This window comes from Neisseria bergeri, assembly GCA_003044455.1.
Taxonomy (GTDB): domain Bacteria; phylum Pseudomonadota; class Gammaproteobacteria; order Burkholderiales; family Neisseriaceae; genus Neisseria; species Neisseria bergeri.
In genome coordinates this window covers 1-13,156 of record POWY01000016.1, presented here as the reverse complement: position 1 = coordinate 13,156, position 13,156 = coordinate 1, and the positions used below count along the sequence as shown (strand labels likewise).

The following is a 13,156-nucleotide window of genomic DNA, read 5'->3' as shown; positions in this document are numbered from 1 at the left end:
GGATTTTTAGACGACCTTTTAAGGATGGCGGCTTTATGGGGCGTTTCAAGTGCGGTCGTTGGTTTTCAGACGACCTTCCTGCGCCGCCCTGTCGGGTTCCAGCCACGCCGCGCCGCATTCGGTCAGCGCGTTACGCCAATGTTCCAGCTTTTCCGAAAGGTCGTCTGAAAGCCCCTGTTCCGCCAAAAGCTGCACCACCGCGCCGCCCTGCGCCGCTTCCGAAAGCCGCACAATCTGCCGCAACACGCCGCGGTCGGGGACGGTTTCCGCGCGCACGCCGATGAGAAGCTGGGCGGGTTTCTGTTTCAACTCGGCTTCCAGCGCGTCAAGCTCTTCCCGATTCGCCGCTACGCCTTTATCCAGCCATTCTTGCGCCAGCCTGCCCTCGAACCACGCGCCGTCCTGCCACTCGGTCTCCAGCATGACCGCCCATTTCGGCGCATCGTTCAAGACGATTTTCGGCGAAACGGCGGACACGGTTTCGCGGCACGTATCCGCATCGACGATTTGCGTCTGCCAGCGGCGGATAACCGCCTGATAATAGGGTTTTTCCAAATCCAAGCCGTTTTCACTTGTTTTCAAAAGGATTTTACACACTACCCAAGCCAAGAGACGCGGCAGGATGCCGTAGCAAGCTATGCTGCCGACCAACAAGCCCGACCACGCGCGCGCATCGGCGATATTGCCGTTCAGACGACCTTCAACTACCGCCCGCGCATCGGGGACAGGGAAACCGAGTTTCGACGGCAGCCATGCCAACATTTCCACCAGCCGTACCGAAGACGAATCGCCCAACAGCGTGCTTTCCCAGTTGAACGTATATTGCCGCACCAAAAGCAGCAACAATACCGACACCAGCATTCCGAGCAGCGTGCAGAGCCACAGGCTGTGCGACGTTGCGCCTATTTTCCAACGTACCGAAGGTTGCCGCCACTCGTCCGCATACAGCCGCAACACCGCCTGATTGACAGGGTCTTTGCCCCGAAACCACGTCGCCGGACTGCTGAAAAACCGCCCCACTTTCACGCGCAGGAACAACGTTGCCAACCATACTGCCAGCATCAGCGTATTCATGCCCAACACGCCCGCCAAAATCAGGAAGAAATTCAGCCCCTGATTGTCCATCAGAAGATAAGTGCCTGAAAATCCGGCGGTAAACATCATCGATGCCGCCACCACCCACAACCAGAACGACCCCGCACGCACACGTTCCAACGTGTCCCGCAGCATACGGTCCCTGTCGATCATCTCCGCCCGACGGATGATTTTTTCCTCCGTACTGCCGTCCACACAGCGCAAAGCCTCCGTCGCCTGCACGGGATCGCCGCTGAAAATAAAGCCGCCTTCTTCCAAAATACGGACCAGCTCAACCAGTTTTCGGGATGGATTCAACATAAAATGCCGTCTGAAAATAAAAAACAGATTTTAACACACACATTTTCAAGAATATTCACAGTGTAGGCAAAGAGTAAATCCCACACAGAGGCAAAAGTATCGGCGTAAACTGACTGCCTCTACTTTCCCGAAAGATTGTGCGATGTATGCAGGCGAACGCTTCAATACTTACAGCCATTTGAGCGGTTTGATTCTGGCGGCGGCAGGTTTGGTGCTGATGCTGCTGAAAACCATAGGACACGGGGACGGCTACCGTATCTTCAGCGTATCGGTTTACGGCATCAGCCTTCTTCTGCTCTATTTGAGTTCCTCGCTGTACCACGGAATTGCAGCCGGAAAACTGAAAAGCATTTTGAAAAAAACCGACCACTGCATGATTTATGTGCTTATTGCCGGAAGCTACACACCGTTTGCACTGGTTTCTTTGAGAAACGGGCCGGGCTGGACGGTATTTTCACTGTCCTGGCTGCTGGCGGCTGCAGGAATCGCACAAGAACTCACTATCGGACGGAAAAGCGAAAAACGTCTGCTGTCTATTGCGATTTATATCGTAATGGGCTGGATGGTCTTGGTGGTAATGAAATCCCTGACAGCCTCACTCCCGCCGGCAGGACTGGCTTGGCTGGCGGCAGGCGGTATGCTGTACAGCGTCGGCATTTACTGGTTTGTAAACGATGAAAAAATCCGACACGGGCACGGAATCTGGCATCTGTTCGTATTGGGCGGCAGCATCACCCAATTTGTCAGCGTGTACGGTTATGTAATCTGAATGCCGTCTGAAAAGCAAAACCTCCCGTTCCTGAAGATTGGGAGGTTTTCTGTTTGCCGGACATCAGCCCTTGTCGTGGAACTCGTGGAATTCATACTGATAGGACAAATCCCGACCCGCTTTTTTCTGTGCCAAATAATCATCATAAATGGCACGGATTTCCTTACGCAGCAAGAATAAGGCAATCAGGTTGGGGATAACCATAAAGCCGTTGAACATATCGGACAGACTCCAAACCAAATCGACTTTGCCGAGCGTACCCAAAACAATGGCAAACAGAACCAATGCGCGATAGATGCCCAAGTGTCTTCCCCTGAAAAGAAAACGGATGTTGGACTCGCCGAAATAATACCAGCCGATAATGGTCGTAAAGGCGAAGAAGGTCAGACACACGGCAAGCAATTGCGAACCGAAGCCCGGAAATGCCTTGTTAAAGGCAAATTGAGTAACCGCCGCGCCCTGTTCGCCCGAAAGGTTGGCATCGGTCAGCAGGATAATCAGCGCAGTTGCCGTACATACCAAAATCGTATCGATAAACACACCGACAAATGCCGCCATACCTTGCTGCACAGGATGTTTCACGTCGGCAGTCGCATGGGCGTGCGGCGTAGAACCCATACCTGCTTCGTTTGAAAACAGACCGCGCGCCACGCCGAAACGTATCGCTTCACGCATACCGATACCCGCAGCACCGCCCAAAACGGCTTCGGGATTGAAGGCGGCGGTAAAGATGTGGTTGAACATCGGCACAATATGGTCGGAAAATTCAAACAGGATAACGACGGCGCACAAAATATAAACAACCGCCATAAACGGCACGACAAACTGGGCAATATTGGCAATACGGTTCACGCCGCCAATCACAACCATGCCCGCAAGGACGGCAAGCACAATACCGACTGCCAAAGAAGGCACATCAAATGCAATGGTAACGGCAGAAGCAATGGAATTGGCCTGTGTCGCATTACCGATAAAGCCCAATGCGATAATCAACGCAATGGAAAAGAAACCGGACAAAAAACGCGCCGCGCCGCGACCGATTTTCGGAGTCAGACCGTGGGTGATGTAAAACGCCGGCCCACCGATGTATTTGCCGTGGCTGACGACGCGGTATTTCTGCGCCAGCAGTGCCTCCGCAAAAATCGTGGACATCCCCAAAACGGCAGAAAGCCACATCCAAAAAATCGCGCCCGGCCCGCCTGCGGTAATGGCGGTCGCCACACCGGCAACGTTGCCCGTACCGATTTGCGCGGATATGGCAACCGCCAACGCCTGAAACTGCGATAAGGACTTATCGTCTTTATCGCCTTTGGCAAACAAGCCGCCGAATACGGATTTGAATCCCGCGCCCAGCTTGGTAATCTGCGGCGCACCAAGATACAGCGTAAAAAACAGGCCGATACCCAAAAGGGCGTAAATCAACAGGTAGTCCCAAAGGAACCGATTGACTGTACCCACCAGAACAGACAATATATTTTCCATAAAATAAACCTTATCTTACGATTAAAATGACTGCTTTCCCCAAGACATTCCAATAAGGAAACACGGCGAGCAGACCGTATTTGCCGCAACAGATGCCTTCAATTGTCAACAATCGGGGAGAAGCTGTGCCATCATACCGTAAAATATCGTTAATTAAAATATTTCTTTATTTTTAAGCGGAAAGCGGAGGAAATCGCCTTCAGACGGCATAGACAACGGCGCGGCATAAAACAGGATATTTTGGGTGCTTGCAACTTATGTTAAAATACCGACCGTAAAAAATCTGACAAAAACAGATTAATTATTTGAAATAAGAAAGGAAATTTATGGCAGGCCATAGCAAGTGGGCGAATATCCAGCATAAAAAAGCCCGTCAGGATGCCAAACGCGGCAAAATCTTCACCCGTTTAATCAAAGAAATCACCGTTGCGGCGCGTATGGGCGGCGGCGACCCCGGTGCCAACCCGCGCCTGCGTCTGGCTTTGGAAAAAGCAGCCGAAAACAATATGCCCAAAGACAATGTGCAACGTGCCATCGACAAAGGTACGGGCAACTTGGAAGGCGTGGAATACATCGAATTGCGCTACGAAGGCTACGGCATCGGCGGTGCAGCACTGATGGTGGACTGTCTGACCGACAACAAAACTCGCACTGTTGCCGACGTACGCCATGCGTTCACCAAAAACGGCGGTAACTTGGGTACCGACGGCTGCGTAGCGTTCAACTTCGTACATCAAGGTTATTTGGTATTTGAACCCGGCGTTGATGAAGACGCGCTGATGGAAGCGGCTTTGGAAGCCGGTGCGGAAGACGTGGTTGCCAACGACGACGGTTCGATTGAAGTCATCACCGCACCAAACGATTGGGCGAGCGTGAAAGCGGCATTGGAAACCGCAGGTTACAAATCCGTTGACGGCGACGTAACCATGCGCGCCCAAAACGAAACCGAACTCTCCGGCGACGATGCCGTCAAAATGCAAAAACTGATTGACGCGCTGGAAGACTTGGACGACGTGCAAGACGTTTACACTTCCGCCGTATTGAATCTGGACTGATACGCAGCACAACAGACATACAATAAAATGCCGTCTGAACCTTTCAGACGGCATTGATTTATTTTGCCTTCAGCCAGGCAGCCCAAACCGCCAAAACCACAAGCAGAAAATACGCCGCGCCCCAAACAGGCAAGGCAATTCCCAGCAGATAATCCGGTTCGGCACAATTTCCGAACCCGCGCACAACAGGCTCGAACCAATCAAACAAAGGCCAGCCCTTCAATCGAAACGTCCACGGCGCACCGCACGAAGGAGCCGTACCCGGCGGCAGCGACTGCAGCCACAACTGATATGCCGCAACAGAAATACCCGTAACGGCAGGAATGCTGATAAAGACAGCACCGAACAAACCGCCTGCCCTTCTTCTTGGTCTGCACATCAGAACAATTGCCGCACACAATGCGGTTGCCAAAACGCACAACCGCTGACTGATGCACAAAACGCAAGGCTCCATACCCAAAACATACTGTGCCGCCAAAGAACCGGCAAATGCACAGACCGAAACGGCAAACAGCAGCCAAACGGCTTTTCTAAATAACGGGGTCATTTTCTCAACACACCAATCAAAATACCGATATGCCGATTTTGCTGGATATATCCCAAGATGGCAAGGGACGAATCAACACGGGCGCAGGTGCGGACGATTTCAGTTTTCCCGATATGCACAAAACCTGACAAGGGACAAAACGGCGATTTATCCGCACAATGCCCGCAAAAAAATACATCCGGAGGATTTGAATTTCGGCAAATTTAGCGAATCAAAAGCAACAGCCGATAAAGAAAAATCAAAAGTTTATTTCGATGTTTCAACACACAGGACGACACATAAAGCACCGCCCTATGTGCCGCCCTGATTCGGAAGGGCTTACGCCCCTCCTGAATAAAGTCTGATCCTGCCGCCCTAAAGGGCGGGGTTTCAACCGAAAAGGAAACACGATGAAAGCATATGATTTTTTGAATAAACGGATTGACTGGTTTTTGAAGGAATTTGTTACCGGATAGCCATCGTGCAAGTTTTTTGCAAAATTTGAATCGGTCGGGTAAATTTTCAAAAAATAATTGACAGCGGATAAGAAACGGCGGATAATTACCGCCGTTGAGTTGCTTGATGCAGCTTGATTTTTCTCCTCTATTTCTCCTTTGTAGACTTGGCACACATTCAATCGGATGTGTGCATTTTTTTATCTCCGCCCTCTTTGAAATTTAATTACTTTTATCGTTTAAAATTCTATCCTTTAAGAAATTTAACAAGAAAACCGCTTGCTTTTTGACCGGAAAAGCTGCATAATTCATTCCGTTAGCTGGTTCGAGTAGTCAGTTAATAGTTTCTCCTCTATTTCTCCTTTGTAGACTTGGCACACATTCTATTGAATGTGTGCATTTTTTTATCTGAAGCAACAAGCCTCTGTGCGTGATGTTGTTATGTTTCATTCGGGTATCAAACCGCATACCCGGTCTGAAATATTCAATCCAAATCCAAAACCGGATTTTCTTTGACTTCCTCCATCACAACATAACTCCTACTCTCCGAAGCGGCAGGCAGTTGCAATAGGATATTGCCGAGCATATCCCGATAGGCAGACATATCGGGCAAACGTACTTTAATCAGATAGTCGTATTCGCCCGATACCAAGTGGCATTCCATAATTTGCGGAATTTTCAGCACTTCCTTTTTAAAGTCTTCAAAGATATTGCCCGACTTGGATTGTAATTTCAATTCGACAAAAACCAATAAAGGTTTGCCCAGCAGGTGAGGATTGAGATGGGCGTGATAACCGGAAATATAATGTTCCCGCTCCAAACGGCGCACCCTCTCTGTAACGGGCGTGGTGGACAACCCTACCTTCTCGGCAAGCTCCGTCATCGGGATGCGGGCATTCTGTTGAAGGATCTTAAGGATGCGGAAATCGATTTTATCTAGTTCTTTCATTTGGATTGCTTTGTATTTATTATTGATTTTAACAAATAGAGTATAAATTTGGGAAAGCGATTATATCAGGAAAAGCAAACCGCCTTCCTACCTGAAAACTGCTGCCCCGGCTTGAAAACACAAGGTTCTTTAATATTTTAAAAGCCTTGCCGTTGGATTATAATTCCCCAATTGATTTCTTAATTTTGCTAATAAACACTTGTTTGGTAAGGAATGAATTTATGCGGCCTTTGAACGTGCAGATCAGGTTGGGCAACCTTAGGCACAATTATCAGATTTTAAAGGAAATGCACGGAGGCAAACTGTTGGCGGTAGTGAAAGCCGACGCATACGGACACGGTGCGGTCAGATGTGCTTTCGCGCTGGCAGACTTGGCAGATGGTTTCGCCGTGGCCACAATCGATGAGGGAATCAGGCTGCGGGAGAGCGGCATTACCCATCCGATTGTCCTTTTGGAAGGCGTATTTGAAGCATCAGAGTACGAAGCGGTCGAACAATACTCGCTCTGGCCGGCAGTCGGAAACCAATGGCAGCTTGAGGCTTTGCTTTCCCGTCATTGGAAAAAACCTGTCAAGGTCTGGTTGAAAATGGATTCGGGAATGCACCGTACCGGATTTTTCCCTCATGATTACGCTTCGGCATATGCAGCATTGAAACAGTCGGAATATGTGGACAGTATTGTCAAGTTCTCGCATTTCTCCTGTGCGGACGAACCCGAAAGCGGCATGACGGAAATACAGATGGAAGCATTCGATTTGGGTACGAAAGGGCTGGAAGGCGAAGAAAGCCTTGCCAATTCGGCGGCTATTTTGAATATCCCCGAAGCACGCAGGGATTGGGGGCGCGCGGGCTTGGCGTTATACGGCATTTCCCCGTTCGGAGGCAGCGATGACAGGCTGAAACCCGTGATGAGGCTTTCCACCCGTATTTTCGGCGAACGCGTTTTACAGCCTCACTCCCCTATCGGTTATGGCGCAACATTTTATACCAGTAAATCTACGCGCGTCGGCCTGATTGCCTGCGGTTATGCGGACGGTTATCCGCGCCGCGCCCCAAGCAATTCCCCCGTCGCCGTCGACGGCAAATTGACCCGGGTCATCGGCAGGGTCTCTATGGATATGATGACCATCGAGCTGGACGCTTCGCAAGAAGGTTTGGGACACGAGGTCGAACTGTGGGGCGATACGGTCAACATCAATACCGTTGCCGAAGCGGCCGGAACCATCCCTTACGAATTGATGTGCAATATCAAACGTGCAAAATTCACTTATATCGAGTAATCAAGTCCAAACAAAAATGCCGTCTGAAGCCTTTCAGACGGCATAAATGCGTTTTGACAAAATCAGTAAAAGACATTGCCAAATAGAAAATACTGATAATGCCCACAATCTGAAACCCCATCCTTCCCGCAAAAACGGAAAATCAAAATCAGAAACCTAAGATTTCGTCATTCCCGCGCAGGCGGGAATCCGGTTTTTTGAGTTTCCGTCATTTCTGATAAATTCTCGTAGTTTTTCATTTCTAGATTCCCGCTTTCGTGGGGATGACGGCGGATAGGTTTTGTTGTTTCGGATAAATTCCTGTTGTTTTTTGGTTTCCAGATTCCCACCTTTAAAAGAATGACGTAAGAAAGCAGAAATAAGGACACAGGGATTTTTTAAATTTGCAATATTCTTTTCTAAAGACATTTTACCCAATGCCCATAAACAAAAATGCCGTCTGAAGCCTTTCAGACGGCATTTTCCCATCAAAACCGCAATCAGTTTTTCATCGATTGAACCGGTGCGGGAATCCTGCCGCCCCGGTTGACGAATACTTCGCACGAACCTTCTTTAACCGGCATTACGGGCGCGTAGCCCAACAGTCCGCCGAACTCGACGCTGTCGCCGACAGTTTTGCCGGTTACCGGAATAATGCGCACGGCAGTGGTTTTGCTGTTGATCATGCCGATGGCGGCTTCGTCGGCGATGATGCCGGAAATGGTGTGCGCGGGCGTGTCGCCGGGAACGGCAATCATATCCAAGCCGACCGAACAAACGGCGGTCATCGCTTCGAGTTTGTCCAGCGTCAGCACGCCTGCCTCAGCGGCGGCAATCATGCCTTCGTCTTCCGAAACAGGAATAAACGCGCCGCTCAAACCGCCGACCGCGCTGGAAGCCATCATGCCGCCTTTTTTCACGGCATCGTTCAGCAATGCCAAGGCAGCCGTCGTGCCGTGCGTACCGCAGACGCTCAAACCCATTTCTTCAAGAATGCGCGCCACCGAGTCGCCAACGGCAGGGGTTGGTGCCAACGATAAATCGAGAATACCAAACGGGATATTCAGCATTTTTGAGGCTTCGCGGCCGATAAGTTCGCCCACACGGGTAATTTTGAAAGCGGTTTTCTTCACAACTTCCGCAACTTCAGTCAATGTCGTTGCATCTGAATTTTCCAACGCGGCTTTTACAACACCCGGGCCGGATACGCCGACATTGATAACGGCATCCGCTTCGCCCGAACCGTGAAACGCACCCGCCATAAACGGATTGTCTTCCACTGCATTACAGAACACGACGATTTTCGCGCAGCCGAAACCTTCGGGCGTGATTTCGGCCGTGCGTTTGATGGTTTCGCCTGCCAGCTTGACCGCATCCATATTGATACCGGCACGCGTGCTGCCGATATTGATGGAGCTGCACACGATATCGGTGGTCTTCATTGCTTCGGGAATGGAACGGATCAGCGCTTCGTCTGAAGGCGACATACCTTTTTGCACCAGCGCGGAAAAACCGCCGATAAAAGACACGCCGATGGCTTTGGCTGCCTTGTCCAAAGTTTGCGCCACGCTGACGTAAGAATCGGCTTTGGTTGCCGCCGCGATTTGGGCAATCGGCGTAACGGAAATGCGCTGATTCACAATCGGCACGCCGTATTTGGCAGACAGATATTTTGCCGTTGCCACCAAGTCTTTGCCGACCGTGGTGATTTTATTGTAAATATTTTGATTCAACACATTAATGTCGCTGCTGATGCAGTCGTGCAAATCAATGCCGATGGTAATGGTGCGGACATCGAAATTCTGGTCGGCAACCATTTTGACGGTTTCTAAAATTTCGCCGGATTGGATACTCATCACATTCCTCCGACTCAAATACGGTGCATCGCTTGGAAGATTTCTTCGTTTTGCATACGGATATCAAGCGCGAGTTTTTTGCTCTCTTCCACAAACAAATCCAAAACCTCCTGCCGCGATTTGGTGCATTTTGAAGTGTCCACCAAAATAATCATGGTAAAAAAATCGTCCATCAGTTGTTGGCTGATGTTGAGAATATTAATCTGGTTTTCCGCTAAAATTTTGGAAACGTCGTACACAATGCCCACACGGTCTTTGCCGATGACGGTGATGACTGAATTATTCACGAAGCTTTCTCCTTGCAGATATTCATTAAAAGCCAAAATTATATACCACTGCTAAATTTTCAAGAAACAATGCCATCAATCTACACATATAAGAATGCCGTCTGAATATATTTCAGACGGCATCAAATTTAGGGTTCGATTAAATAACCATCCTTATCCCACTGGGTTTTCCTAACCAACTTATCATCCTGATAAACAGCTTCGCTCTTTTTAGAACCATCTTCATACCACTCCAAAACCACCCCGTTGCGTTGATGGTGCCGGATAGACAGTTCCGAGAGTAATCGGCCGCTTTCATCCCAAGTCAGAATCTTGACTGGCTCATCATTAACCATAACCATTTCCGTCTTGATACTTCCGTCGGCATACCATTGTTTCCATACGCCGTTTGCCTTATTTTGCTTAAACTGGATTTCGCTTTCCTTGCCGCCGTTACGGTAATAGCGGTATCCCGTGCCTTCACTCAAACCATTTTTATAAGGCATAACCGCAGATTTTTTACCGTTCGGATACCAGTTGACCCACTCCCCGTCCGGCTTACCCTTGCTGAAGCCCCCCGCCATTTTTTTCTGACCGTTAAAATGCCACAAAATCAACATACCGTTTTGCAGGGTGGGCACAAAAGATTTGATTTGCGTTGAAGCAACGATATAAGGTTCGGAATATTTCTTCATCGACGGATAATAAAAATCCTGAGCATGAGCGATACCAGACACCACACTATATTGCCTGATATAAGCCGCAGATGACATCGTTGCCGTCAGTTTTCCATGCTGATTAAAATAAACTGAATAAGTCTGCGCCGACAACGTAGCCGAAAAACTCAAAAGTACAATTGAAAATACAATCCGATATAACGTTTTCATTACAATAGCAATATAAAAATCAAAAAGTAAAGCAATTAACTTGTAAACAATATGGTAAAGGATTTATCAGCCAACCGTCAAACCCAAGACAACGCATAGTAAAAAATGCCGTCTGAAAACAAATCGTCTTCAGACGGCATTTCCCCTTCAACTCACTCTTCACCCAATAACTGTTCACGCGTCAACAGGAAAACAAAACCATCTCCTCCACTGGTTTCCAACCAAGTAAAAGGCAATTCCGGATACGCTGCTTCTAATACATCCCTGTTATGCCCAATTTCTACCAACAATACACCTTTAGGATTCAGAAACTTTGCTGCATTCAGAAGAATTTGTCTGGTTGCATCCAATCCGTCCTCTCCACTACCCAATGCCAATTCCGGTTCATGTAAATACTCTTCAGGCAAAGCCTCAACCGATTCCGCATCAACATAAGGAGGATTGGAAACAATCAAATCATAACTACTTTCCAATCCTTCAAACAAATCCGTATGAATAAGCTGGATGCGTTCTTCCAAACCATAATCTTCGACATTAATCCCTGCCACTTCCAAAGCATCCAAACTCACATCAACCGCATCAATGTGTGCATCGGGATAGTGATGCGCCATCTGAATGGCAAGGCAACCGCTTCCGGTACAAAGATCCAAAGCATTATGCACCAACTCATCGTATTCTATCCAAGGACGAAGTCCGTCACCCAACAATTCATAAATAAAAGAACGAGGTATGATTACGCGCTCATCCACATAGAAATCAAACTCCCCCTGCCATGCCTGGTGTGTCAAATAGGCAGCAGGAATGTGTTCGACAGCACGACGCTCAATAACCGCCAGCACTTCCTCTTTTTCAGCTTCCAAGAGTTTTGCATCAAGATATGGGGCAAGCATATCCAAAGGCAAATTCAAAGTATGCAAAATCAAATAAGCCGCTTCATCATGCGCATTATCTGTTCCATGACCAAAAAAGAGCCCTGCCTCATTAAAACGGCTGACTGCAAAACGTAAAATATCGCGGATAGTCGTCAATTCTTGTGCTGCCTGATTAAACATAATATGAACCATTCTGCGTATAGATGCTTTTAATTATAACAGAAACAACAAGCAAACCTTTTCATATCGCCAAATAACCACTCAATCTACCCATACATCTACATAAATGCCCGCGCGAAAACCATCGCCCGAACGGAAACGGCGATGGCGGACGGTATGGGCAATCTGATAGGCTGGCACTCTGCGTCAAAGGCAAATCAGGCAGAATTATCCATCATAACAAAACTTGATGACTTATTGCGCTACGCAAAATATGAGGGTTCTTATTCGGATAGGAAAGGTCGTCCTGATATTATTGCAGCACATAAGTATCGTTCCGTTGCCAAGGTTGGGAATGAGTCTTTAAATGTCGGCTTGATTGTAAGGGAGTTTCCAGACGGCCATAAACATTACGACCATTTCATCTTGAAGGATGAGTAAAGCCCTTTTGCAGTGTAGCTCTGGAGCGGATACCGTTAAGGCAAGTACACTTCCAGCCTTACAAAAGGGCTTTAAATTCAGCATACCATTTATACAGACAGAATTAAACCAATGACGAGGTTATACGCAGAAATCGCCAAGATGGAGGCGCAGGACGACGGCACGGTCAAAGTTTGGGGTTATGCCTCAAGCGAGGCGGTCGATTCGGACGGCGAAGTTATCGCGGCGGCAGCTATGAAGGCGGCGATTCCCGATTATATGAAGTTTGGCGCGGTGCGCGAGATGCACGGCTCAAACGCGGCGGGAACGGCGATTGAAATCAACGTGGAAGATGACGGCAGAACCTTTTTCGTGGCGCATATCGTCGATCCCGTTGCCGTGACGAAGGTCAAAACAGGCGTTTACAAGGGCTTTTCCATCGGCGGCAGCGTTACCGCCCGCGATGAGTTGAAGACGGAAATCAGCTTGGTTGACCGACCCGCCAATCCCGATGCGGTGTTTACCTGCTTTAAGGCGGACAAAGGTGCGGAAGCGGTAAACAACGATACAGAACATAATGCTACATATTTTAGCCATTTCCCTTCCAAACAAAAAAGCACCGGTGTCGGCCGATGCCCCTTCCCTTACAGGTTCCCCTATTTTTTAGCCGCGGGCGTTGCCGGTTTGGCGGGGGCTTTGGGTGCGGGCGCGCCGACCGAAGCCTGGTCCTTCAGCTTCGCCAGCACCGCCGGGCCGATGCCCTTCACCTTCGTCAACTCGTCCACAGACTTGAACGCACCGTTTTG

The 13,156-nt window shown here is 48.9% G+C and carries 13 protein-coding genes and 1 pseudogene; 5 read left to right on the top strand and 9 right to left on the bottom strand.

Going from position 1 to position 13,156, the window contains the following annotated elements; all coding sequences use genetic code 11:
- Window positions 1-45: 45 nt before the first annotated feature.
- On the bottom strand, window positions 46-1,395 hold the full coding sequence (locus DBY86_RS11330) for a DUF2868 domain-containing protein (RefSeq protein ID WP_107820038.1): 1,350 nt from the start codon (window positions 1,393-1,395) through the stop codon (window positions 46-48).
- Window positions 1,396-1,537: 142 nt separating this feature from the next.
- Here DBY86_RS11330 and trhA point away from each other — a divergent pair, with 142 nt between their 5' ends.
- Entirely contained in the window at window positions 1,538-2,164 is a 627-nt protein-coding gene (trhA, locus tag DBY86_RS11325; protein WP_107820037.1) for a PAQR family membrane homeostasis protein TrhA, read from the top strand.
- 63 nt (window positions 2,165-2,227) lie between these two features.
- Here trhA and DBY86_RS11320 read toward each other — a convergent pair whose 3' ends face one another.
- Complete coding sequence (locus DBY86_RS11320) at window positions 2,228-3,646, bottom strand: alanine/glycine:cation symporter family protein (RefSeq protein ID WP_107820036.1); 1,419 nt, start codon at window positions 3,644-3,646, stop codon at window positions 2,228-2,230.
- Between the two features lie 326 nt (window positions 3,647-3,972).
- Between DBY86_RS11320 and DBY86_RS11315 the strand changes: the two genes are divergently transcribed.
- Complete coding sequence (locus DBY86_RS11315; protein ID WP_107820035.1) at window positions 3,973-4,701, top strand: YebC/PmpR family DNA-binding transcriptional regulator; 729 nt, start codon at window positions 3,973-3,975, stop codon at window positions 4,699-4,701.
- Between the two features lie 58 nt (window positions 4,702-4,759).
- On the opposite strand, the gene DBY86_RS11310 is transcribed toward DBY86_RS11315, so the two are convergent.
- Complete coding sequence (locus DBY86_RS11310; protein WP_107820034.1) at window positions 4,760-5,248, bottom strand: disulfide bond formation protein B; 489 nt, start codon at window positions 5,246-5,248, stop codon at window positions 4,760-4,762.
- 918 nt (window positions 5,249-6,166) lie between these two features.
- On the bottom strand, window positions 6,167-6,631 hold the full coding sequence (locus DBY86_RS11295; protein ID WP_002216720.1) for an Lrp/AsnC ligand binding domain-containing protein: 465 nt from the start codon (window positions 6,629-6,631) through the stop codon (window positions 6,167-6,169).
- Window positions 6,632-6,852: 221 nt separating this feature from the next.
- Here DBY86_RS11295 and alr point away from each other — a divergent pair, with 221 nt between their 5' ends.
- Complete coding sequence (alr, locus tag DBY86_RS11290) at window positions 6,853-7,911, top strand: alanine racemase (RefSeq protein ID WP_107820032.1); 1,059 nt, start codon at window positions 6,853-6,855, stop codon at window positions 7,909-7,911.
- Between the two features lie 479 nt (window positions 7,912-8,390).
- Here the strand turns inward: alr and DBY86_RS11280 are convergent, their stop codons facing one another.
- From DBY86_RS11280 to prmB, 4 genes are all read right to left on the bottom strand, one after another.
- Window positions 8,391-9,746 carry a PFL family protein gene (locus DBY86_RS11280; RefSeq protein WP_107820030.1) on the bottom strand — a complete coding sequence of 452 codons (1,356 nt, stop codon included), beginning with the start codon at window positions 9,744-9,746 and terminating at the stop codon, window positions 8,391-8,393.
- 14 nt (window positions 9,747-9,760) lie between these two features.
- On the bottom strand, window positions 9,761-10,033 hold the full coding sequence (locus tag DBY86_RS11275; protein WP_107820029.1) for an ACT domain-containing protein: 273 nt from the start codon (window positions 10,031-10,033) through the stop codon (window positions 9,761-9,763).
- Window positions 10,034-10,161: 128 nt separating this feature from the next.
- Complete coding sequence (locus tag DBY86_RS11270) at window positions 10,162-10,899, bottom strand: toxin-antitoxin system YwqK family antitoxin (protein WP_107820028.1); 738 nt, start codon at window positions 10,897-10,899, stop codon at window positions 10,162-10,164.
- Window positions 10,900-11,051: 152 nt separating this feature from the next.
- Window positions 11,052-11,951, bottom strand: a complete 900-nt coding sequence (gene prmB / locus DBY86_RS11265) for a 50S ribosomal protein L3 N(5)-glutamine methyltransferase (protein WP_199901100.1) — start codon at window positions 11,949-11,951, stop codon at window positions 11,052-11,054.
- Between the two features lie 144 nt (window positions 11,952-12,095).
- Here prmB and DBY86_RS11260 point away from each other — a divergent pair, with 144 nt between their 5' ends.
- Together DBY86_RS11260 and DBY86_RS14175 are read left to right on the top strand one after the other, a co-directional pair.
- The gene (locus DBY86_RS11260) at window positions 12,096-12,371 is read left to right on the top strand and encodes an LPD3 domain-containing protein (RefSeq protein WP_107820026.1); all 276 of its coding nucleotides are present in this window, start codon (window positions 12,096-12,098) and stop codon (window positions 12,369-12,371) included.
- Window positions 12,372-12,482: 111 nt separating this feature from the next.
- Window positions 12,483-12,893: pseudogene (locus tag DBY86_RS14175) on the top strand (HK97 family phage prohead protease); the annotation flags it as partial.
- 113 nt (window positions 12,894-13,006) lie between these two features.
- Here the strand turns inward: DBY86_RS14175 and DBY86_RS11250 are convergent.
- Window positions 13,007-13,156, bottom strand: a 150-nt coding sequence (locus DBY86_RS11250) for a helix-hairpin-helix domain-containing protein (RefSeq protein WP_199901079.1), incomplete at its 5' end; no start/stop codon positions are given.

Excerpts from the sequence above, each read along its gene's own strand:
- DBY86_RS11260 (WP_107820026.1), top strand. The coding sequence starts at position 12,096 with ATGGCGGACGGTATGGGCAATCTGATAGGCTGGCACTCTGCGTCAAAG.
- DBY86_RS11295 (WP_002216720.1), bottom strand. The coding sequence starts at position 6,631 with ATGAAAGAACTAGATAAAATCGATTTCCGCATCCTTAAGATCCTTCAA.
- DBY86_RS11270 (WP_107820028.1), bottom strand. The coding sequence starts at position 10,899 with ATGAAAACGTTATATCGGATTGTATTTTCAATTGTACTTTTGAGTTTT.
- DBY86_RS11310 (WP_107820034.1), bottom strand. The coding sequence starts at position 5,248 with ATGACCCCGTTATTTAGAAAAGCCGTTTGGCTGCTGTTTGCCGTTTCG.
- DBY86_RS11320 (WP_107820036.1), bottom strand. The coding sequence starts at position 3,646 with ATGGAAAATATATTGTCTGTTCTGGTGGGTACAGTCAATCGGTTCCTT.
- trhA (WP_107820037.1), top strand. The coding sequence starts at position 1,538 with ATGTATGCAGGCGAACGCTTCAATACTTACAGCCATTTGAGCGGTTTG.
- DBY86_RS11280 (WP_107820030.1), bottom strand. The coding sequence starts at position 9,746 with ATGAGTATCCAATCCGGCGAAATTTTAGAAACCGTCAAAATGGTTGCC.
- alr (WP_107820032.1), top strand. The coding sequence starts at position 6,853 with ATGCGGCCTTTGAACGTGCAGATCAGGTTGGGCAACCTTAGGCACAAT.
- DBY86_RS11315 (WP_107820035.1), top strand. The coding sequence starts at position 3,973 with ATGGCAGGCCATAGCAAGTGGGCGAATATCCAGCATAAAAAAGCCCGT.
- prmB (WP_199901100.1), bottom strand. The coding sequence starts at position 11,951 with ATGTTTAATCAGGCAGCACAAGAATTGACGACTATCCGCGATATTTTA.
- DBY86_RS11330 (WP_107820038.1), bottom strand. The coding sequence starts at position 1,395 with ATGTTGAATCCATCCCGAAAACTGGTTGAGCTGGTCCGTATTTTGGAA.